Below are 21,562 nucleotides of genomic sequence, written 5' to 3' on the forward strand. Positions count from 1 at the left end.
GGCGCTATTTCTGCATGACGCCAATCGCGAACGTATAGGGCAGGCGCGACAAGTCTTCGCGGATGGCGAGCTTCACCCGCGCAAACGCGTTGCCGAGCACTTTGTTGTAGCCGTCCTCGTCGCGGATGAACTCGCCACGGTCGTTGTCGAGCAGCCATTTTGCGATCGGCGACTGGCCTTCGCGATAGCAGGGGTCGGTGGTGAACAGAACCCCATCGTCTTTCAGGACGTCGCGGATGTTGGCGAGCGTGGATCTCAGATCCTCGTCGCCGATATGGTGCAGGACCCCGTTCATCATGACGAGGTCGGCGCCGGCGAATTCGCGGGCGGCGGCGGCATCGAAATAGCGGCAATGAAACGTGCCGAGATGGCCGAACGATCGCCTTGCATAGGCGATGTAGGTTTCGTCGATGTCGAAGCCGTTGTAGATCGTGCTCTCGGGCAGATATTGCAGGATATGACCGGGGCCGCATCCGATGTCGATCACCCGCATGCCCGGCCGCATTGTCAGGTAATCCGCGATCGCCTTGATGCGGGCGCCGAAGAAGCCGCCGGCGCTCTGATAGGCCTGATAGAGGGCGGGATGGCTCAGGATCATCGCCTTCATCAGGAGGCCTCGTACATTTCGCTGCGCATGTTCGATTCCGACTGGGCCAGCAACGTCATCAGCGGCACCTGTTCCAGATCGTCCCGGCCGTCGGCCGCGCCGTGCGGCAGCCGTCCGCGCCGGTGAATGTGCGAGATCAGGAACAGCGGACGGTTCTTCGATTGAATGTAGATGCGGCCAACATATTCCCCGATCAGCCCGAGCACGAGAAGCTGGACCGAGGAGATCATTACGACCAGCAGCGTGAGGCTCGTCCATCCCGGCACGGCGCCGGAAAGAATCCAGATGATCACCGCGTAGATGCCGATAAGGGTGAGTCCGGTCGTGAGCAGCGCGCCGACATAGGTCGCGATCCGCAGCGGCACCATCGAGAAGCTGATCAGCGCGTCGAGCGCAAAGCCGATCATCTTCGTCAGCGGATATTTGGTGCTGCCGGCGTACCGCGGATTGCGGTCGTATTCATAGGCGACCTGCTTGTAGCCGAGCCAGGCGACCATCCCACGGATGAAGCGATCGTGCTCCGGCATCTGCACGAGCTGGTCGGAGATGCGGCGGCTCATCAGGCGGAAGTCGCCGGTATCCACGGGAATGTGGACGCGGGTGATACGGGCGAGCAGGCGGTAGAAGGCCTCGGCCGATTTTTTCTTGAATCGGGTTTCGCCGGCGCGGCTGCGGCGCAGGCCATAGACGACGTCGGCGCTTTCGCGAACCATCATCTCGTACATCGGCGCGAGCAGTTCAGGCGGATCCTGCAGGTCGGCGTCGATGACGAGCACCAGATCGCCGCGCACGGTGGAAAGGCCGGCGGTCAGCGCCAGTTGATGGCCGTGATTGCGCGCGAGCCGGACCGCGACGACATTGCGGTCTTCCGCCGAGAGTTCGTTGATCAGCTTCCAGGTGTTGTCGGTCGAACCGTCGTCGACGAGGATCAACTCGAACCGCTGGCCGCACAACGCACGCGCGGCGGCGGTCATCTGACGGTGGAATTCGCGCAAGCCTTCCTGTTCGTTGCAGCAGGGCACAACGATGGACAGAAACATTCTGCCGGGGCGCGGCATCCCGTCCTGGATTTGCATGAGAGTGGCAGCCTGTCCGGCAAGGGGTTTGGGTCGACTCGCTGCCTCCGATAATCGGTGAAGCCCAGTTAATTGTTCATCAATTTCTGACCTGCCAAAGGACGATTCGGACGCTTCCGAAAAGATCGGACCTGACGGCCGATCTCGACGCAATTAATCAAATGTTAGGCGTTCGCTAAACGATTGCGTAACGAAGGAGCGTTGGCCCACGCGCGAGGCGGCGCCGCCTTACTCCGGCTTGAGGCCGCCCGCGCGCACCACCTTGCCCCATTTCTCGGTTTCATCTGCGATCAGTCTGCCGAAATCGGCCGGTGAACCCGGCATCGGGTCGCCGCCGATCGCGGCAAGCTTTGCCTTCATGCCGCCATCGGCGATCGCCGCATTGATTTCCTTGTTGAGCTTGTCGACGATCTCGGCAGGCGTGTTTTTCGGCGCGGCGAAACCGTACCACTGGCTGGCTTCATAACCCGGCACGGAATCCCCCACCGTCGGAACCTCCGGCAGATCCGGCATACGCGCAGCCGTGGTTACCGCGAGCGCACGCAGCTTGCCGGTCTTGACGTGGTCGGCGGTGCCCGGTGCAGCCGCAAACAGGATCTGCACCTGGCCGCCGAGCAAATCCGATAGCGCCGGCCCCTGGCCGCGATAGGGGACGTGGACCATGTCGACGCCGGTCATCATCTTGAACAACTCGCCCGCCATATGCGGCGCGCTGCCGCTGCCGGCCGAGGCCATGTTGACCTTTCCCGGATTGGCTTTGGCGTAAACGATGAATTCGGCCAGCGTCTGCGCAGGCACCGAGGGGTGGACCAGCACCACCATCGGCACCCGAATGACACCCGCGACCGGCGCGATGTCGCGGACGAAATTGAAGTTGAGTTTCTCGTAGAGCGAGGCGTTGACCGCGTTCGGGACGGTTGCCAGCAGCAGCGTGTAGCCGTCGGGCGCGGCGTTCACGACCGTCTCGGTGCCGATATTGCCGCCGGCGCCGGTGCGGTTCTCGACGACGAAGGGCTGCCCGAGACGGTCGGCCAGCCACTGGCCGATCAGGCGCGCGGTGATGTCGACGCCGCCACCGGCGGCGAAACCGGCGACGATCTTCGTCGGCCGGGTCGGATAATCCAGCGCAGACGCCGGTCGCGGCAAGACGGGGGCGGTGACGAGCGCGCCGGCGAGTTTGAGGAAATTCCGGCGAAGAAGAAGTTTCATGTCGAGCGTCCCCCTGTTGGCAGCAAGCTATCCCAATTGCCGCGGCCTGCGTAAGGCCGGGCGCCGGTCAGGCTGGTGCGCCCTGTTCCCGCGGCATGGGGACATGCCGATTCCCCATGCCAAAGGTGCTTGCTGACGCCCCGGCGTTTGGTCATATTCTTGGGCAGGTCGTCCATTCCGGGCGGCCGATGTTCTCAGGGCGGGGTGAAAATCCCCACCGGCGGTAAGGGTGACGTAGCCCAAGCCCGCGAGCGCCTTCTTCTCCCAAGAAGAAGGGTCAGCAGATTCGGTGTGATTCCGAAGCCGACGGTTACAGTCCGGATGAAAGAGAACGGTTTGCGGCGGCCTTCGCGCGTTTGCGCGTGGGCTGACGTCGTTCCGTATGCCCTGATTCTGGTCCTGAAAGAGGAAAGCCATGAATCAGATGTTGCAAGAGCCTGAAGTCCAATCCCACCACCAAACGGTCGAAACGAGCCACGTCCCTGACGTGCCCGAGCGTCCACCGGCGCCGGCGCACCCGCGCTTCGTCAAGCCGCAGCGGGTCGCCTTCGTGCAGTCGTCCTGGCACCGCGACGTCGTCGAGGAATGCCGCCTCGCATTCCTCGAAGAGATCGAGGCGCGCCATATCACGCGTGCGCAGGTCGATCTGTTCGAGGTGCCGGGTTCGTTCGAGATACCCTTGCATGCGCAACTGCTCGCCAAGACGCGGCGCTACACCGCGATCGTGGCCGCAGGCCTCGTCGTCGACGGTGGCATCTATCGCCACGAATTCGTCGCCGACACCGTGATCAAGGCGCTGATGGACGTGCAACTCAAGACCGAGGTGCCGGTGTTCTCCGCGGTGCTGACGCCGCAGCAATTCCACGACAGCGCAGTGCATCACGACTTCTTCCGCAAGCATTTCGTCATCAAGGGCATCGAGGTCGCGGAAGCCTGTGCCAACACGCTGCACAGCCTGGAGCGGTTGCGCGGACAGGTGGCGGCGGGGATCGTGGGGTAAAACCCTGACCATCAGCCGATTGTCATTCCCGCCGCCGCGCCTGTACACTCGGCGGCGGGAGGAGGCACGCCCGTGGAGACGGGCGGCCGAGACGATCATGTTCGAAGGACACGATCCCTATCTCGTCGCGCTCTCGGTGGTGATCGCGATCCTGGGAGGTTACACCGGCTTCAGCCTCGCCGCGCGCATCCGCGGGACGCCGGATGCGAGCCATCGCGTGCTGCTCGCGGGCGCAGCATTCTTCCTCGCCATCGGCATCTGGACCATGCACTTCGTCGGCATGCTGGCGGCACCGCTGCCGGCAGGCTCGGTCTATCTTGTGTTGCCGACGATCGTGTCGTTCCTGATTTGCGCGCTGGTCGTCGGCATTTCCGTCTTCCTTGTCAGCGTCGGCGAGCCGCCGGTTTTCCGCGTGGTGTCGTCGGCAGTGCTGCTCGGGGTCGGTATTGCCAGCATGCACTATGTCGGCATGCATGGATTGTCGGGTAATTTCGCCATGACCCATGACGCAGCCATGGTCGGGCTGTCGGTCTTGATCGCGATCGCCACGGCTTATGGTGGTCTGCGTGCATTCCTGGCGCGGCAGGGCGGCGTGCAACTGGCGCTCAGCGCGGTCGCCTACGGCTTTGCGGTAGCAGGCATGCATTACACCGCGATGAGCGGCATGCATCTGGTTCCGCTCTCGGACGGGTCGCATCACCACGTCGACGGACTGGCCGCGTCGCCGCAAATGCTCTCGCTGGTCGTGGCGCTGCTCTGCTTCGTGATTGCGGCGGGTTTTCTGCTGTCGCTGGTGCCTGAACCACGCAAGAAAGTTGCGGAGACGGCAGAGGCGGTTGCCGGTATTCCCAACGTCGCCGCGATCGTTGCTGAAATTTCTCCAGCCGAAGCCGGCGCCGTCCCGACCGGCCCGCGCCTGCGGCCGACGCCGCTCGGCGGCCTCGGCCAGCCGCCCCGCTCGGCGCCCGCGCCACGGATGCCGGTCGAAGGCGCCGACGGCACCCATTTCATCGACAGCGCCGACGTCAGGAGCGTCAGGGCCGACGCGCACTATACAAAGGTCCATGATGGCACCCGGGAACGGATGTGCCCGTGGTCGATTTCGGAGGCCGAAGCCCAGCTCGACCCCGGACTGTTCGTCCGGGTGCACCGCAGCCACATCGTGGCGATGGCGCACGTCACGCTGGTTCGCAAGGAAGGTGACGGCGCGATCGTCGAACTCGACGGTCCGTCGCCGCACCGGGTGCCCGTGAGCCGCGCCAAGATCGCCGAAGTGAAGGCCCGGCTCGGCTTGGTAAGGCGCCATGCCTCCTGAATAGGTCGGCAGGACTGACGCATTTCGTGCGCGTTTATCCGCATTTCGTGCGAATTTCCCGACCTTGTGCCCACGTTATTGCGTCTTGGAACGCCTCCAATCAGCGTGCCCGCCAACGTCCGCAAAGGACGAATGGAGGAGACGCATGATCCCTGGCCCATTCAACTACCACCGGCCGGCGACCGTGGCCGACGCGGTGAAACTGCTCTCGACCCTGGGTGACGAGGCTCGCCCGCTGGCGGGCGGCCACAGCCTGGTGCCGATGATGAAGCTCAGGCTCGCGAGCCCAGAGCATCTGGTCGATCTGCACGGTATCGCAGGCCTCAAGGGCATCCGCCGCGACGGCAACACAATCGTGATCGGCGCGATGACCACCCAGCACGAATTGCTGGCGTCCGACGAGATCGGACAATCCTTGCCCATTCTGGACGAAACCGTGCTTCTGATCGCCGATCCCCAGGTGCGCTACCGCGGCACCATCGGCGGCAACGTCGCCAATGGCGATCCCGGCAACGACATGCCGGCGCTGATGATGACCTTGGGCGCGAGCTACCGGCTCGAAGGCGCGTCCGGCGCACGCGAGGTCGCTGCAGCTGAGTTCTACCAGGGCGCCTATTTCACCGCGCTCGAACCCGGCGAACTCCTGACCTCGATCTCCATCCCCGTACCCGCCCTCGGCCACGGCTACGCCTATGAAAAGCTGAAGCGCAAGGTGGGCGACTACGCCACCGCCGCTGCCGCGGTCGTGCTGACGATGGCGGGCGGCAAGGTTGCCACCTGCAAGATTGGGCTAACGAATCTTTCGGAGACGCCGCTGCTTGCTGACGACGCTGCGAAAGCCGTGATCGGTACCAGCCTCGATCCGGCCACGCTGAAGAAGGCTGCCGCCGCCGCGGAAGCGATCATGTCGCCGGCCGCGGATGCCCGCGGGCCGGTCGAATACCGCAAACATGTCGGCGGCATCATGGTGATGCGCGCGCTGCAGCGCGCCGCCGGCCGCGCAAGATAGGGGAGAGACAACAATGGCAAAGACTCACGTCACCATGAAAGTGAACGGCGCCGAGGTCGAAGGCCTCGTCGAACCGCGCACGCTGCTGGTGCATTTCATTCGCGAAAATCTTTCGCTCACCGGCACTCATATCGGTTGCGAAACCACCCATTGCGGCGCCTGCACCGTCGATATCGACGGCATGTCGGTGAAAAGCTGCACCATGTTCGCGGTGCAGGCCCAGGGCTCCGACATCATGACCATCGAAGGCGTCGCCAATGCCGACGGCTCGCTGTCGGCGCTGCAGGAAGGCTTTCGGATGATGCACGGCCTGCAATGCGGCTTCTGCACACCCGGCATGATTTTGCGCGCGCACCGCCTGCTCCAGGAGAATCCATCTCCGACCGAGGAGGAAATCCGGATGGGCATTTCCGGCAACATCTGCCGCTGCACCGGTTACCAGAACATCGTCAAAGCCATTCAATATGCCGCCGCCAAGATCAACGGCGTTGAATTCAGGGAGGCTGCGGAATGAACGACATGACTCCCACGCGGGAACAACGCGAAGCCAAACTCGAAGGCATGGGCTGCAAGCGCAAGCGGGTCGAGGACATCCGCTTCACGCAAGGCAAGGGTAATTATGTCGACGACCTGAAGCTGCCGGGCATGCTGCACGGCGATTTTGTCAGATCGCCGCATGCGCACGCGCGCGTCAAGAAGATCGACGACACCGAGGCGCTGAAAGTGCCGGGCGTGCTCGCGGTCATCACCGCCGAGACGCTGAAAACCGTCAACCTCGCCTGGATGCCGACGCTCGCCGGCGACGTGCAGATGGTGCTGGCCGACGGCAAGGTGCTGTTCCAGAACCAGGAGGTCGCCTTCGTGGTCGCGACCGATCGCTATGCGGCCGACGACGGCATCAACAAGGTGGTGGTCGAATATGAACCGCTGCCGGTCGTGATCGATCCGTTCAAGGCGATGGACGCGGACGCGCCGGTGCTGCGCGAGGACCTCGCCGGCAAAACATCAGGTGCGCACGGTCCGCGCAAGCATCACAACCACGTCTTCGAGTGGACCGTCGGCGACAAGGACCTGACCGACGCCGCCTTCCGCAAGGCGGAGGTGACGATCAAGGAGATGATCTCCTACCATCGCACCCATCCGTCGCCGCTGGAGACCTGCCAGTGCGTCTGTTCGTTCGACAAGATCAAGGGCGAGTTGTCGATCTGGGGCACTTTTCAGGCACCGCACGTGATCCGTACGGTCGTCGCGCTGATTGCGAAAATTCCCGAGCACAAGATCCATGTGATCTCGCCGGATATCGGCGGCGGTTTCGGCAACAAGGTCGGCGCCTATCCCGGCTATATCTGCGCGGCGGTCGCCTCCATCGTGACGGGTAAACCCGTCAAATGGGTCGAGGATCGCATCGAGAACCTGACCGCGACGTCATTCGCGCGCGATTACCACATGACGACCGAGATCGCATCGACCAAGGAGGGCAAGGTCACGGGTCTGCGCGTGCACGTGCTGGCCGATCACGGCGCATTCGACGCCTGCGCCGATCCCTCGAAATGGCCGGCCGGCTTCTTCAACATCGTCACGGGATCGTATGATTTCCCGACCGCGCATCTTTCGGTCGACGGCATCTACACCAACAAGGCGCCGGGTGGCGTCGCCTATCGATGCTCGTTCCGCGTCACCGAAGCGGCGTACTGCATCGAGCGCGCGATGGATATTCTGGCGCAGAAACTTAACATGGACCCGGCTGAACTGCGGCTGAAGAATTTTATCAAGCCCGAGCAGTTCCCGTATCACTCGGCCTTGGGCTGGGAGTACGATTCCGGCGACTATCACACCGCCATGCGCAAGATGATGGAGTCGGTCGACTATGCCGGTCTGCGCAAGGAGCAAGCGGCGCAGCGCGCGGCGTTCAAGCGCGGCGAGACCCGCGAGATCATGGGCCTCGGCGTGTCGTTCTTCACGGAGATCGTCGGCGCCGGGCCGTCGAAGAATTGCGACATCCTGGGGATTGCGATGTTCGATTCCTGCGAAATCCGCCTGCATCCGACCGGGGCAGGCATCGTCCGCGTCGGCTCCAAGAGCCAGGGCCAGGGCCATGAGACCACCTGGGCGCAGATCATCGCGACCGAAATCGGGATTCCCGCCGACGACATCATGGTCGAGGAGGGCAATACCGATACCGCGCCTTACGGGCTCGGCACCTACGGTTCGCGCTCGACGCCGGTGGCGGGCGCCGCGATCGCCATGGCCGCGCGCAAGATCAAGGCCAAGGCCCAGATGATCGCGGCCTACAAGCTCGAGGTGCACGAAGACGACCTCGAATGGGATATCGATGGTTTCCGCGTCAAGGGCCTACCGGAGAAGACGATGTCGATGAAGGACATCTGCTGGGCGGCCTACAATTCGGTTCCTCCCGGCATGGAGCCGGGCTTGGAGGCGGTCAGCTATTACGATCCGCCCAACATGACCTATCCGTTCGGCGCCTATATCTGCGTGATGAACATCGACGTCGATACCGGGGTCTACAAAGTCCGTCGCTTCTATGCGCTCGACGATTGCGGCACCCGCATCAACCCGATGATCATCGAGGGCCAGGTGCACGGTGGATTGACCGAAGCCTTCGCGATCGCGATGGGCCAGGAAATCCGCTACGACGCCGACGGCAACGTCGTCACCGGCTCGTTCATGGATTTCTTCATGCCGACCGCGGTCGAGACCCCGCATTGGGAAACCGACTTCACCGTCACGCCGTCACCGCATCACCCGATTGGCGCCAAAGGTGTTGGCGAGAGTCCTAATGTCGGCGGCGTGCCGGCGTTCTCCAATGCGGTCAACGACGCCTTCTCGTTCCTGGGGAGTACCCACATCCAGATGCCGCATGACTACTGGCGTAACTGGAAGGCGGCGAAGGATCTGGGAGCGGTGGCGTAGTTGCTCGTCATTGCGAGCGTAGCGAAGCAATCCATGTCGCAGCGAAGAAAGACTGGATTGCTTCGTCGCTTCGCTCCTCGCAATGACGACGGGACCGATTGGAACAAACAGGAAAACGCTCTGACGATGAGAAATCGTGACGAGATCGCGCAAGCGTTGGCGGCGTCGGGCTATATCGCCGACGGCGAACTCGCGACCGCGATCTCGCTGATGCAATTACTGCGGCGCCCGCTGCTGCTGGAAGGCGAGGCGGGCGTCGGCAAGACCGAAGTGGCGAAGGCGCTGGCGGCTGCGCACGCGACCGCGTTGATCCGGTTGCAATGCTATGAAGGGCTGGATCAATCGTCCGCACTCTATGAGTGGAACTACCAGCGCCAATTGCTCGCGATCCAGGCGCATCGCGGCAGCGATGCCGACGCCATTGAAGAGCAGATCTTTTCAGAAAAATACCTGCTGGAACGGCCATTGCTGGCGGCGATCCGCCGCGACAAGCCGCCGGTGCTTTTGATCGACGAGATCGACCGCGCCGACGACGAGTTCGAGGCGTTTCTGCTCGAACTGCTCTCGGACTTCCAGGTTTCGATTCCCGAGCTCGGTACTATCACGGCCACCACGATCCCGCATGTGGTGCTGACCTCCAACGGGACGCGCGAACTCTCGGACGCGCTGCGTCGCCGCTGTCTCTATCATTATGTCGACTATCCCGAAGTCGATCGGGAGGCGCGCATCATCATGGCGCGGATCGAGGGTGCCGGCGCTTCGCTCGCACTGCAGATCGCGCGCATGGTCGAAGGCATCCGCAAAGAAGAATTGCGCAAGGTGCCGGGGGTCGCGGAGACGCTGGACTGGGCGGCGGCCTTGGTCGGCCTCGACGTCCGCGATCTCCACGACGCGCCCGAGACGGTCCACGAGACGCTGATGTGCCTGCTCAAGACCCATGAGGACAAGTCGCGGGTCACGCGCGAAGTCAGCGAACGACTGTTGGGGAAGGTCGCATGAGCTGTTGCGGCACCAGCCCCGGTTACGAAGAGCTCGACGAGGTCTCGCGCCTTGTCGCGTCAAGGCTCGCCGCGTTTCTCAAAACCCTGCGCGACAGCGGATTCGCCGTAGGCCTTGCCGAAGGCCAGGACGCGGCGGAATTGATGACGGCCGGCTACGCGGCCAGGCCGGGCCTGCTGCGTTCGGCGTTCAAGCACCTGTTCTCGGCGCGGAAGTCCGACTGGGAAAAATTCGACGGCATCTTTGACGCGTTCTGGCTCGGCAGGCGCGTGCGGTCGCGGTCGATAACTTCTGGCTCGTCGAAGGCTGCGAACAATCCGTCGCTCAAGACGCTGGCAGACGGCCAGCGCGCCGGTGGCGAGATGGCGATGGATCAGGTTCCATCCACCGATGACGCCGGCGCCGATCGCGCCAGCGAAGGCCGCATGGAAGGGGCCTCGCGTGCCGACGATCTGGCCGAGGTTGATTTCCGTAAACTGGCCGATCCCGCGCAAATCGAGCAGGCGCATGAAGCGGCCGCCCTGCTGGCGCGCGCGATGCGCACGCGGCTGACCCGGCGCGATCTGGCGCGGCGGCGCGGCTACCGGCTCGATCTGCGCCGGACCATTCACGGCAATATCAGCCACGGCGGCGTCCCGATCGACCTCGTCAGGCGGCAGCGCAAGGAGAAGCCCCTGCGGCTGGTCATCCTGCTCGATGCCTCCGGTTCGATGAGCATGTACACCGGCGTATTCCTGCGCTTCATCCACGGCATCCTCGACGAGTTTCGCGAAGCCGAGGCTTTTCTCTTCCACACCAGGCTCGCTCATGTCTCCGACGCGATGAAGGAAAAGGACGCGGCGCGCGCACTCGATCGTCTCTCGATCATGGCGCAGGGTGCAGGCGGCGGCACCAGGATCGGCGAGAGCCTGCAGACCTTCAACCGCTGGCACGCGGCGCGCGTGATCCATTCGCGCACCGTCGTGATGATCGTGTCCGACGGCTATGAGACTGGCGACGCCGCATTGCTCGGCCGCGAGATGGTGGCGCTCGGCCGCCGCTGCCGCCGCATCGTCTGGCTCAACCCTATGATGGCGTGGGAGGGCTATACGCCAGTTGCCGCGGGCATCAAAGCGGCGCTGCCGCATGTCGATTTCTACGCGCCCGCCAATACGCTCAACAGCCTGATGGCACTCGAACCCTATTTGGCGAAACTATAGATGGGCCGACCGATGAGTGCACATGCCGAAGTGATGGATATGGTCGCGCAGATGAAATCCGCCGAGCAGCCGTTCGTGCTGGCGACCGTGGTGCGCACGGTGTCGGTGACGGCGGCAAAAGCTGGCGCGAAGGCGATCATTCGTCCTGATGGCACCATCGTCGCGGGCTGGATCGGCGGCGGCTGCGCGCGGGGCGCGGTGCTCAAAGCCGCGCGCGAAGCGCTGCTGGACGGGGAGCCGCGCATGGTTTCGGTGCAGCCCGAAAATCTCCTCGCCGAACTCGGCGTCAAGCCGGGCGATAATCGCGAGGGCATCCGCTTCGTCAGCAACCTGTGTCCGAGCAAGGGCACCATGGATATCTTCGTCGAGCCGGTGCTGCCGCATCCCTCGCTGGTGATTTTTGGCGCAAGCCCGGTCGCGATGTCGTTGGCCGCGCAGGCCCGCCAGCTCGGCTATCACGTCACGCTGGCTGCGCCGGCCGCCGATATCGCGGTCGAGCCCGATGCCCACGTCATTGTCGACGGCTTCGCGCCCCGCTACCTCAACGAAGCCAGGCGTTTCGTTGTGGTCTCGACCCAGGGCAAGGGCGATGAGGCCGCCTTGCGCGCGGCGCTCGCCATCAAGGCCGAGTATCACGCCTTCGTCGGCAGCCGCCGCAAGATGACGGCGCTGCGCGAAAAGCTCGTCGCCGGCGGCATCGCGCGTGGGGCGATCGACCGCGTCAAGGCCCCGGCCGGACTCGATCTCGGCGCAATCACACCGGAAGAGATCGCGATGTCGATCCTCGCAGAAATCACCGTCGAGCGCCGCCGCGGCCAGCGCGCGGTGAATCCCGTCGCAGCAGATAAGGACCCATCATGCAGATGAACGACAGCCAGCGCATCCCGGCGCCGAAGGAAAAGGTCTGGGCTGCGCTCAACGATCCCGAGATTCTGAAGCAGTGCATTCCCGGCTGTCAGTCCCTCAACATGTCCTCAGCCACCGAGATGACCGCGACCGTCGTCTTCAGGGTTGGGCCGGTGAAGGCGACCTTCGGCGGCAAGGTGACGCTGTCTGATCTCGATCCGCCGAACAGCTATCGGATTTCGGGCGAGGGCTCTGGCGGCGTCGCTGGATTCGCCAAGGGCGGCGCGACGGTGAGGCTCGAAGCGGAAGGGCCCGGTGTTACGGTGCTGCACTACGATGTCGACGCGCAGATCGGCGGCAAGCTGGCGCAACTCGGGTCACGGCTGATCGATTCCACCGCGAAGAAGCTGGCGGGCGAATTCTTCGCTTCGTTTGGACAAGTTGTTGGCGGAGCCGCAGCGGCGCCTGCGGAAGCGGCGCCCAAGGGCTGGTTGGGCAAGCTGACCGGCGCGGTCTAGGTGATCAAGGACGCCCGCATTAAGCTCGGCAACTGACTTGTGCGTGCCGTCCGCGACCTAAACGAGGCAAGCAGACATCCGAATCTCGCTTGGCCTGCTTGTGCTTTCGGCTAAGCTGTTCGGCGTCAGTTCACCAGATAAGAGTGATCACACATGACCGGGACGGATTCGTCGGATTGGCTCGGCCTGTCGGGCCGCGTTTGCGTGGTGACAGGCGGAGGCGGCGGCATCGGCCGCGCCACGGCCCTCAGTTTCGCCAAAGTCGGCGCCCGCGTTGCCGCGATCGATCTCGATGAGCGCGGTCTTGAAGTAACGCGCGCCGAGCTTGGCGCCGGCCATGTCATCGCGCGTTGCGACACGTCTAATGTCGAGAGCGTGACCGCGGCGTCTGCGACGATCGAAAAATCGCTGGGGCCCTGCGACGTGCTGGTCAATACCGCCGCTGTACTGCGGCCCGGCGCGCTCGACACCCTGTCGCTTGCCGAGTGGAACGCCGTTCTATCGGTCAACCTGACCGGCTACTTCGTCTGCGCGCAGGTTTTCGGCCGGCAGATGCGCGCGCATCGCCGCGGCAGTCTGGTTCATGTGGCCTCGATCGCCGGCAGCCATGCCCAGGGGCAGAGCGGCGCCTACAGCGTCAGCAAGGCCGGCGTGATCATGCTGTCGCGGCAGCTTGCCAACGAATGGGGGCCGCACGGTATCCGCAGCAATGTCGTCAGCCCCGGCATGGTGATCACGCCGATGAGCCAGTCGTTTTACGATACGCCTGGGGTGACCGAGCGCCGCGCCGCGGTGGTGCCGTCGCGGCGGGTCGGCATGCCCCAGGATATGGCTGACGCGATCCTGTTTCTCGCCAGCGACCGCGCGTCCTACGTCAATGGCGACGAGATCACGGTCGACGGCGGCTATGCCAATATGCTGATGAACCTGGTGCCGCGGCCGGGGTTTGAGTGAGGCGCTGTAGGGTGGGCAAAGCGCAGCGTGCCCACCATTCAGGATCACGGTCGAGGATAGATGGTGGGCACGGCGCAAGTGCGCCTTTTGCCCACCCTACAAGCCTGCCTCAGTCGAACAGGCTCGACACCGATTCTTCCGACGCGGTGCGGCTGATCGCTTCCGCGATCAGGGGCGCGATCGACAGCGTGCGGATGTTCGCAGCCTTGGTGACCGCCTCGGTCGGCAGGATCGAGTCGGTGATGACGAGTTCCTTCAGCTTCGACGAGGCGATGCGCGCGGCGGCGCCGCCCGAGAGCACGCCGTGGCTGATATAGGCGTAGACATCCTTGGCGCCATTGGCGAGCAGCGCGTCCGCGGCGTTCACCAGCGTGCCGCCGGAATCCACGATGTCGTCGATCAGGATGCAGGTGAAGCCGGCGCAGTCGCCGATCACGTTCATGACTTCGGATTCACCGGCGCGCTCGCGGCGCTTGTCGATGATGGCGAGCGGCGTGTTGATGCGCTTGGCAAGGCCGCGGGCACGAACCACGCCGCCGACGTCGGGCGACACCACCATGAGGTTGGCGAGGTCGAAGCGCTCTTTGATGTCGCGCACCATGACCGGCGAGGCGTAGAGGTTGTCGGTCGGGATGTCGAAGAAGCCCTGGATCTGGGCGGCATGCAGGTCGAGCGTCATCACACGGTCGACGCCGGCGCGCGTGATCAAATTGGCGACCAGCTTGGCCGAGATCGGCGACCGCGAACCGACCTTGCGGTCCTGCCGGGCGTAGCCGAAATAGGGGATCACCGCCGTGATGCGGCGGGCGGAGGCCCGGCGCAGCGCATCGGTGATGATCATGAGTTCCATCAAATGGTCGTTGGCCGGAAACGACGTCGACTGGACAATGTAGACGTCGGAGCCGCGGACGTTCTCCTGGATTTCGACGAAAATCTCCATGTCCGCGAACCGCCGGACAGTGGCCTTGGTCAGCGGCAGATGCAGCCAACTGGCAATTTCCTGGGCCAGCACCGGATTGGAATTGCCGGCGACCAGCTTGATCGAGCCGTTCTTGGCCGCCATCGACGCTTCTCCTCGCGCCTTGCTGGATACGACGTTCAGCATATCGAGAAATCCTAGGAACCGGCGCTTTCGATGGGCGAGGAGATATCAGGCGGGTGGCTCGGCTGGCAACCCGTCGGCCCGGTTTTCCCGGTCAAAAAACGGCGAATACGTGTCTTTTGCGGGGGTGGTTATTGGGCGCTGAAGCCGAGTGCGGCCACGCCGGGCGCATCCTCGGCGGGTACGGCGCTTTCCATGCTCGCCACCGCAGGACCGCGGCGGTCCGGGGCTGGAACGGGTGCCGCGTCCGGCGTTCCATTGATCATGCCGGTGAGGCCGGCAAGGCCGGCCTGGGCAATCTTCCGCAAGACGAGGTCGTCGGCCGCCGCCCAGGCGTCGCGTCCGGCCTTTCCGGTCGCTTCTTCGCCGGAAAGCCGCAGCGCACGCTGCTGGTTGTTGTCGTAGACGTCCCAGACCCAGGCGATCATGGTCTTGCCACGCACCACCTGCGCCGAGAGGTAGCTGCGCACGCGGTAGGAGGCTCCGCCCTCGCGGGAGACGATCGACAGGTTGCGCAGCTTCGATTCGCTGTCCAGCACGTTAACCATCCGGTCGAACACCTGCGGCGGCGGACCGTCGATCGATTCGAACGCCACGGTGGGACCGCTGCCCGTCGAAGCCATCGCATACGAGCCGCTGCCCGTTGCACCGCCGCCGGCGCAGCCGCCGAGCGCCGTGGCGACGACAAGCAGCACTGCCGCGATCATGGCGCGCGGCGCTTGCAGACACGAAGCTGGAACGGTGTCGCTCATTGCTCCCTGCGATATCGTTAAAATGTGTTAAGGTCTAGGGCAGCAGTTGCACCGGCCCGCCAAAAAGATTGCGTCGAGCACGCCCCCGTTCACCTTCTTGTTGCCAGATTCCTTCAACCCCGCAGGATGATCCATGCGAGCCTTTGTTCTCGACGGCTATGGCGCGATCGCCGACCATGTCCGCCTGGCGGAGATCGCCGATCCGGTCCAGGGCCCCGGCGACGTCAGAATCGAAATCCAGGCCGCCAGCCTCAATCCGATCGACTTCAAGATCGCGCATGGCGACCTGAAGCGCGTCTCGAAATACCAGCTGCCGCGCCCGTTCGGGTTTGATGCCGCCGGCATCGTGACCTCGGTGGGGGCCGGGGCGTCGAAATTCAAACCGGGCGATGCGGTCTTTGTCCGCGCGTCGCGCGACACGATTGGTACATTTGCAGAGCAAATCGCCCTTGGCGAAAATCTCGTCGCGCTCAAGCCGGCTTCAATTTCACACGCAGAAGCCGCTTCGCTGCCGCTCGTCGGGCTGACCACGGTGCAGATGTTTGGGCGCGCCGGCGCGAAGTCCGGGCAGCGGATCCTGATCCACGCCGGCTCCGGTGGCGTCGGCACGTTTGCGGTTCAATACGCGAAGCATCTCGGTCTTCACGTGACGTCGACGACCAGTTCGAAAAACGCGGATTTCGTCGCTTCGCTCGGGGCCGACCGCGTCATCGCCTACGACCGCGAGAACTATCTTGAGCAGGCCGGCAACTACGATATCGTCTACGATACGCTCGGCGGCGCATTCACCGTCGATGCCTTCAAGGTGGTGAAGCGCGGCGGCGTGGTGATCTCGCTCAGCGGGCCGCCGGATCGGGATTTCGCTCGGCGCGAAGGCGCCGGGCTGCTGGTAGGCATCGTCGTCTGGCTGATGGGACGGAAGGTTTACGCCGCCAGCGCCGCTACCGGGGCGCGATACGAATGGTCCTTCACGGAATCCAACGGCGACCAGTTGCGCGACATCGCCGCCCTGGTGGATGGCGGCGCGATCAGGCCGGTGGTCGATCGCGAATTCGCCTTCGAGCAGTTGCCGGCGGCGCTGACCTATCTCGAAGCAGGGCGCGCGCGAGGCAAAGTGGTGTTGCGCGTGAAGTAACTAATCGCTCGCCAGCGCGATCGCGTGGACGTGGCGGCCGTAGTCAGTTTCTTTCCGGTGCACCGAGCGGCGGTAGCTGTAGAAGCGCTCGTCGGAATAGGTGTCGACGCCGATATCGTCGATCATCAGCACGCCGGCATTCTCGAGCCGCATCCGGATGAAGCCGGCGAGATCGAACATCGAATGGCCTGCACGATTAGAGGGGATGAAGAACACGCCGTTCTCCGCGTCGGCGTCCAGAAAGCGTTCGACGAATTCGCTGCCGACTTCATAGGAGTGCTGGCGGATCAAGGGGCCGATGGCGGCGACGATGCCGGAGCGATCGGCGCCGAGTTTCTCCATCGCGTCGATGGTGGATTCCAGCACGCCGGTCAGCGCGCCCTTCCAGCCGGCGTGCGCCGCGCCGATCACGCGCGCGGCTGCATCGGCGAACAGGATCGGGCCGCAATCGGCGGCGGTGACGCCGATGGCGATGCCTTCCGTACGGGTGACGAGCCCGTCCGCGCGCGGCTTGTCGCCTTGCCACGGTCCGGTCGCCACCACGACGTCGGGTGAATGGATCTGGTGCGCGCTGAGCAGGCGCTCGGGCGCGACGCCCATCTGCTCGGCCATCCGGCGGCGATTTTCCGCGACATTGGCCGGATCGTCGTTCGAGCCGAGCCCGCCGTTGAGGCTTTGATAGATTCCGCTGGATATCCCGCCCTCGCGGGTGAAGAAGGCGTGGCGCAGCCCGGGAATGGCTGCGAGCAGCGACGATCCGAACGTCATTCTGTTTCGTCTCCTGGCGCCGGCGGTTCGTCGCTGAGGCCCGCGACCGCGGTAAGGTTGGGGTCCGTGACCGCAAGCACCTTGAACATCGATCCCATGCCGCCGCGGCCAGAGTCGGTCAGGCGCTTCAGCGCGGCGGAAATATCGGCGGAAACTTCCGCGGTGGTTTTCCCCATCAGCGTGACGGCCCGCGTCTCGATGCCGAGCCGCTTGAGGAAATCGCCCTGCGTCACCGGGCCATGAACCCGCGCGCCGACATCTTCCGCCGCGCGCGCCAGCGCCTGGAAGTCGACATGGGCGGTGACGTCGGCCTGGCCTGGATTCTTCAGGGGATCGGCAAAGCTGTGGCGGGCGATCGCCTGGAAGGTGTCGCCGGCGTCGCTGCGCAGATGGCCGTAATCGATGATCAGCGCCGCGCCGTCCTGGTCGCGCACCCGCGCCGCGATCTTCATCATCTCGGTATCCGGCCGCCATTCGAACACGGCGCCGGCAGGGGCCGCGCGCACCAGCGGCGGCAGCAACACCTCGAAGCGCGGCATCGGCTCGTCCGAGGCCGCGAATACCAACTTGCCATTGGCGTCGAGGTTGACCACGCGCTCGTGCCAGCCGGTCTCGCGTTTGACCACCTGGTGGATCGGCAGCACGTCGAAATATTCGTTGGCGAGGATGACCGCGGGGCCCTCCGGCACGTCGTCGATGCTGTCATGCCAGCTGATGTTGCGGGCGCCTGATAACGTCGCCCGCTGCTTTTCGCGCAGCACCGGATTGATCTCGACGAGATGGATATGGATCGATTGATAGAGCGGCGGCAGCACCCGAACCGCGCGGAGCGCATCCGCCATCATGGTGCCGCGGCCGGGGCCGAGTTCGACCAGCCGCAGCATCGGCGGCGAGCCGATCGCCTTCCACACCGAGGCCGTCCACAGACCGAGCAGCTCGCCGAACATCTGGCTGACTTCGGGCGCGGTCGTGAAGTCGCCCTCGCGGCCCAATGGATCGCGCGACACGTAGTAGCCGTGCTCGGGATGCATCAGGCACAGCTCCATGTATCGCCAGACCGGCATCGGTCCTGACGATCTGATCAGCTTGTGGATCTCCGCCAGCAACGGTGAAAATTCGGTCACGACCTGCCTTAAATCGACTTCTGTATATGCTCGGGCGCCTTGCGGCGCCATGCCATCGTGATCAGGATGGCGCCGGCAACGATCATGGGTACCGACAACAGCATACCCATGGTCAGCCCGCCCCACAAAAAACCGAGCTGCGGGTCCGGTTCGCGGAAAAACTCGCTGGCAATGCGCGCCAGCGCGTAGATCGCGATGAAACTGCCGAGGATCAGGCCCGGCCGTTTCAACGCGCCCATCCGCACCATGACGGCCAGGACCGCAAACAGCAGGACGCCCTCGAGCGCCGCTTCGTAGAGCTGGCTTGGGTGGCGGAAAAGGTGAGACGGGTCATCTGGAAAGACCATTCTCCAGGGCACGCTGGCATCCGCCTCGCGCCCCCACAGCTCGCCCTTGATGAAGTTGGCGAGCCGCCCGAGCAATATTCCGATCGGAGCGACCGCGGTCGTGATGTCGCCAAGCGACAGGATGGAGATATTGTTCTTGAGCGCAAACAGCATCACCGCGGCGACGCAGCCGAGGAAGCCGCCGTGAAACGACATGCCGCCCTCCCATAGCTTGAGAATGGCGGCGGGATGCTCGATGAAGAAGGCGGGGTTGTAGAATAGCACGTAGCCGGTACGGCCGCCGAGGATGATGCCGAGGGTGACCCAGAGAATGAAGTCGTCGAGCTGCACCGGCGCGATCGGCGCCGGCCCGCCCCACAATTTCTCGTTTCTGACCAGCGCGCGCGCGTATATCCATCCGATCACGATGCCGCTGATATAGGCCAGCGCATACCATCGGATCGCGAGCGGTCCGATCGAGATGGCGACGGGATCGATTGCCGGAAAGGTGATGGTGAGAAAGGGCATCCGGTGCGATACCTACGGCACAAGGTTGCGGCGGTAGAGCGCCAGCAGCCGTTCCCAGTGCCGTTCGGCGGCGTCGCGGTGGTAGACCGGACGTTTCGGGAAGGCAAAACCGTGATGGGTGCCGGGGTAGATCTCGACCTCGTTGTTCGATCCCTTCATGCCGGCCGCGACCTTGTCGATAATCTCCTGCGGCGCATAAACGTCGGTCTCGGCGCAGGCGAAATACAATTCGGCCTTGGTCTTCGACGCTGCAAGATGCGGGCTGTCGGACTGGTCGGTCGCCAGATGCGTGCCGTAGATTGAAGCCGCCGCCTTCACGCGATCCGGAAAATGCGTCGCCGCGTTGACCGCGTAGCGGCCGCTCATGCAGTAGCCGACGGTGCCGACGATTTTCGTGTTTGCCGCTTCCTGCGTCTCGGCATAGGCGAGCAGGGCCTTGGTATCTTCCATCACCATGGGAATGTTGATGGAGTTCATGAAGCTGAACATCTGCTTGCGCTCGGGCGCTTCCGGATCCGGCGGGATCGGCCCCAGCTCCATGACGCCGGAGCGGTAATACATATTGGGCAGCATCACGTAATAGCCGGAGGTCGCGAGCCGCCGCGCCATATCGCGCAGCTCCTCGCGGATCGCCGGCGCGTCCATGTAGAAGATGATGACCGGAAAGGGTCCACCGCGTTCGGGATGGGTGATGAAGGTGGTGGTCTTGCCGTCCTTGGTCGCAATATCGATCTGCTGGTCGATCATGGGCGTTTCTTTTTGTTTGTGATTCTGGTTTCTGATTAGGCGCTTGATACGATTGCAAGGAAACCGGGGCATGACAAGGCGAAGGGCATCGCGTCGGCCTTGAACGTCGCTCTTGAACCTTGCCCTTGAACCTTGGCTTTGGGATCGCCATTGTCATGCCGGTGACGATCAATTTGCAGCGACCGGAGCGTTTTGAGATGACCCAGACCAGCAATCGGTTTTTCGACGAGATCGGCCGTTTGATGAACGACGCCGCCGGCGCCGCCCAGGGCGTCAAGCGCGAGGTCGACACGGTCATGCGCAATCAGGCCGAACGCATCCTGCGCGACCTCGACCTCGTCAAGCGCGAGGAGTTCGATGCGGTCAAGGACATGGCCCGCCTGGCGCGCGAGGAGAACGAGGCGCTCAAGGGCCGGATCGCGGCGCTGGAAGCCAAGGCCGGCATTTCGCCCGCCGCGCCGGATGCCGGCAGCACAAAGACGGACGGGTAGGGGTCTTACCCTCCAGGGGAGGGTAAGAATCAAGAAAATTCCCTTCATTTCCTTGTCATTTCGCGCCTTTGGGGCTAAAAGCCCGCCACGTCCGCAGCCCCCGCACCCCTGGAGGCTTGCTGTGGGACGCCAACGGGCCGCGATGCGGCCTTTAACTTTTTAGAAAACAAGGACTTAACACGATGGCGACCGTCAAGGAATTGAAGGCGACCGCGCGTCCGCAGAGCGGCAAGGGGGCCGCCCGGGCAGAGCGTCGCGCCGGGAGAGTTCCCGGAGTGATCTATGGCAACAACCAGCCCCCCGTGACCATTTCGGTCGACGACAAGGAACTGCGCCAGCGCATCCTGGCCGGCCGCTTCCTGACCACGATTTACGAGATCGATCTCGAGGGCAAGAAGCACCGCGTGATTCCGCGCGACTTCCACCTCGATCCGGTGCGTGACTTCCCGCTGCATGTCGATTTCATGCGCCTCGGTGAAGGCGCGACCATCCGCGTCAGCGTCCCGCTGCACATCGTGAACGCGGAATCCGCACCCGGCGTCAAGCGTGGCGGCACCGTCAACATCGTCACCCACACCATCGATCTCGAATGCTCGGTCGAAAACATTCCGCAGTACATCGATGCGGATGTCGGGGCGCTGGAAATCAGCTACTCGCTGCATCTGTCCGACATCAAGCTGCCGACCGGCGTGAAGGCGCTGTCGCGTGAGGACGCGACGCTGGTGACCATCGTGCCGCCGTCCGGCTACGCCGAAGAACAGAAGGCGGCTGCGGCTGCCGCGGCTGCGGGCACGGCTGCTCCGGCGGCGGGTGCTGCGGCGCCGGCGGCTGCTGCCGCACCTGCGGCAGGTGCTGCGGCTCCGGCAGCTGGCGCGAAAGCGCCGGCTGGTGGCGACAAGAAGAAGTAAGCAGCGGCAGGATGCCGC

Annotated in this window: 22 protein-coding genes and 1 riboswitch; of the genes, 13 read left to right on the top strand and 9 right to left on the bottom strand. The window is 64.0% G+C overall.

Translation table 11 applies throughout. The annotated features are described in order from the left end of the window. Positions 1 to 4 precede the first annotated feature (4 nt). From ACVWVY_RS14545 to ACVWVY_RS14555, 3 genes are all read right to left on the bottom strand, one after another. A complete protein-coding gene (locus ACVWVY_RS14545) occupies positions 5 to 607 on the bottom strand; it encodes a class I SAM-dependent methyltransferase (RefSeq protein WP_456626998.1) in 603 nt (200 codons plus the stop codon). Next, positions 607 to 1,683 (bottom strand): glycosyltransferase family 2 protein, encoded by a 1,077-nt coding sequence (locus ACVWVY_RS14550; protein ID WP_456626999.1) that lies wholly within the window; start codon positions 1,681 to 1,683, stop codon positions 607 to 609. The genes ACVWVY_RS14545 and ACVWVY_RS14550 overlap by 1 nt, the downstream gene beginning before the upstream one ends. 228 nt (positions 1,684 to 1,911) lie before the next feature. Continuing rightward, a complete protein-coding gene (locus ACVWVY_RS14555) occupies positions 1,912 to 2,892 on the bottom strand; it encodes a Bug family tripartite tricarboxylate transporter substrate binding protein (RefSeq protein WP_456627000.1) in 981 nt (326 codons plus the stop codon). Positions 2,893 to 3,078: 186 nt separating this feature from the next. Next, a riboswitch (FMN riboswitch) is annotated at positions 3,079 to 3,229 on the top strand. Between the two features lie 78 nt (positions 3,230 to 3,307). Between ACVWVY_RS14555 and ACVWVY_RS14560 the strand changes: the two genes are divergently transcribed. The 10 genes from ACVWVY_RS14560 (at position 3,308) to ACVWVY_RS14605 (ending at position 13,663) form a co-directional block, all read left to right on the top strand. Beyond that, entirely contained in the window at positions 3,308 to 3,892 is a 585-nt protein-coding gene (locus tag ACVWVY_RS14560; RefSeq protein WP_456627001.1) for a 6,7-dimethyl-8-ribityllumazine synthase, read from the top strand. 97 nt (positions 3,893 to 3,989) lie between these two features. Then, a complete protein-coding gene (locus ACVWVY_RS14565) occupies positions 3,990 to 5,207 on the top strand; it encodes an MHYT domain-containing protein (protein ID WP_456627002.1) in 1,218 nt (405 codons plus the stop codon). 145 nt (positions 5,208 to 5,352) lie between these two features. After that, a complete protein-coding gene (locus ACVWVY_RS14570; RefSeq protein ID WP_456627003.1) occupies positions 5,353 to 6,216 on the top strand; it encodes an FAD binding domain-containing protein in 864 nt (287 codons plus the stop codon). A 13-nt stretch (positions 6,217 to 6,229) separates the two neighbouring features. After that, positions 6,230 to 6,730, top strand: a complete 501-nt coding sequence (locus ACVWVY_RS14575) for a (2Fe-2S)-binding protein (RefSeq protein ID WP_456627004.1) — start codon at positions 6,230 to 6,232, stop codon at positions 6,728 to 6,730. Continuing rightward, on the top strand, positions 6,727 to 9,147 hold the full coding sequence (locus ACVWVY_RS14580; protein ID WP_456627005.1) for an aerobic carbon-monoxide dehydrogenase large subunit: 2,421 nt from the start codon (positions 6,727 to 6,729) through the stop codon (positions 9,145 to 9,147). Before ACVWVY_RS14575 ends, ACVWVY_RS14580 begins: the two co-directional genes overlap by 4 nt. Positions 9,148 to 9,273: 126 nt before the next feature. Further along, positions 9,274 to 10,146 carry an AAA family ATPase gene (locus ACVWVY_RS14585; protein ID WP_456627006.1) on the top strand — a complete coding sequence of 291 codons (873 nt, stop codon included), beginning with the start codon at positions 9,274 to 9,276 and terminating at the stop codon, positions 10,144 to 10,146. Next, complete coding sequence (locus tag ACVWVY_RS14590) at positions 10,143 to 11,345, top strand: vWA domain-containing protein (protein ID WP_456627007.1); 1,203 nt, start codon at positions 10,143 to 10,145, stop codon at positions 11,343 to 11,345. Before ACVWVY_RS14585 ends, ACVWVY_RS14590 begins: the two co-directional genes overlap by 4 nt. Before the next feature lie 12 nt (positions 11,346 to 11,357). Then, a complete protein-coding gene (locus ACVWVY_RS14595; protein ID WP_456627008.1) occupies positions 11,358 to 12,212 on the top strand; it encodes an XdhC family protein in 855 nt (284 codons plus the stop codon). Further along, positions 12,203 to 12,709, top strand: a complete 507-nt coding sequence (locus ACVWVY_RS14600) for an SRPBCC family protein (protein ID WP_456627009.1) — start codon at positions 12,203 to 12,205, stop codon at positions 12,707 to 12,709. The genes ACVWVY_RS14595 and ACVWVY_RS14600 overlap by 10 nt, the downstream gene beginning before the upstream one ends. A gap of 153 nt (positions 12,710 to 12,862) precedes the next feature. Continuing rightward, positions 12,863 to 13,663: an SDR family NAD(P)-dependent oxidoreductase gene (locus tag ACVWVY_RS14605; protein ID WP_456627010.1), complete on the top strand. Its 801-nt coding sequence runs from the start codon at positions 12,863 to 12,865 to the stop codon at positions 13,661 to 13,663. A 109-nt stretch (positions 13,664 to 13,772) separates the two neighbouring features. Here the strand turns inward: ACVWVY_RS14605 and ACVWVY_RS14610 are convergent, their stop codons facing one another. Then, on the bottom strand, positions 13,773 to 14,726 hold the full coding sequence (locus ACVWVY_RS14610; RefSeq protein ID WP_456632212.1) for a ribose-phosphate pyrophosphokinase: 954 nt from the start codon (positions 14,724 to 14,726) through the stop codon (positions 13,773 to 13,775). A 170-nt stretch (positions 14,727 to 14,896) separates the two neighbouring features. Further along, positions 14,897 to 15,517: a hypothetical protein gene (locus ACVWVY_RS14615; RefSeq protein ID WP_456627011.1), complete on the bottom strand. Its 621-nt coding sequence runs from the start codon at positions 15,515 to 15,517 to the stop codon at positions 14,897 to 14,899. A 133-nt stretch (positions 15,518 to 15,650) separates the two neighbouring features. Between ACVWVY_RS14615 and ACVWVY_RS14620 the strand changes: the two genes are divergently transcribed. Continuing rightward, entirely contained in the window at positions 15,651 to 16,652 is a 1,002-nt protein-coding gene (locus tag ACVWVY_RS14620; protein ID WP_456627012.1) for an NADP-dependent oxidoreductase, read from the top strand. On the opposite strand, the gene pgeF is transcribed toward ACVWVY_RS14620, so the two are convergent. From pgeF to ACVWVY_RS14640, 4 genes are read right to left on the bottom strand one after another with little or no spacing between them, the layout of a single operon-like run. Continuing rightward, positions 16,653 to 17,420: a peptidoglycan editing factor PgeF gene (gene pgeF / locus ACVWVY_RS14625; protein ID WP_456627013.1), complete on the bottom strand. Its 768-nt coding sequence runs from the start codon at positions 17,418 to 17,420 to the stop codon at positions 16,653 to 16,655. Further along, on the bottom strand, positions 17,417 to 18,544 hold the full coding sequence (locus ACVWVY_RS14630; RefSeq protein ID WP_456627014.1) for a class I SAM-dependent methyltransferase: 1,128 nt from the start codon (positions 18,542 to 18,544) through the stop codon (positions 17,417 to 17,419). Before ACVWVY_RS14630 ends, pgeF begins: the two co-directional genes overlap by 4 nt. An 8-nt stretch (positions 18,545 to 18,552) precedes the next feature. Beyond that, the gene (lgt, locus tag ACVWVY_RS14635) at positions 18,553 to 19,398 is read right to left on the bottom strand and encodes a prolipoprotein diacylglyceryl transferase (RefSeq protein ID WP_456627015.1); all 846 of its coding nucleotides are present in this window, start codon (positions 19,396 to 19,398) and stop codon (positions 18,553 to 18,555) included. A 12-nt stretch (positions 19,399 to 19,410) separates the two neighbouring features. After that, positions 19,411 to 20,145: a dienelactone hydrolase family protein gene (locus ACVWVY_RS14640; RefSeq protein ID WP_456627016.1), complete on the bottom strand. Its 735-nt coding sequence runs from the start codon at positions 20,143 to 20,145 to the stop codon at positions 19,411 to 19,413. A 197-nt stretch (positions 20,146 to 20,342) separates the two neighbouring features. Here ACVWVY_RS14640 and ACVWVY_RS14645 point away from each other — a divergent pair, with 197 nt between their 5' ends. Both ACVWVY_RS14645 and ACVWVY_RS14650 read left to right on the top strand, forming a co-directional pair. Next, complete coding sequence (locus ACVWVY_RS14645; protein ID WP_456627017.1) at positions 20,343 to 20,636, top strand: accessory factor UbiK family protein; 294 nt, start codon at positions 20,343 to 20,345, stop codon at positions 20,634 to 20,636. Between the two features lie 182 nt (positions 20,637 to 20,818). Further along, positions 20,819 to 21,544 carry a 50S ribosomal protein L25/general stress protein Ctc gene (locus ACVWVY_RS14650; RefSeq protein ID WP_456627018.1) on the top strand — a complete coding sequence of 242 codons (726 nt, stop codon included), beginning with the start codon at positions 20,819 to 20,821 and terminating at the stop codon, positions 21,542 to 21,544. The last annotated feature ends 18 nt before the right edge of the window (positions 21,545 to 21,562 follow it).

It is taken from the genome of Bradyrhizobium sp. URHC0002, from assembly GCF_054059515.1.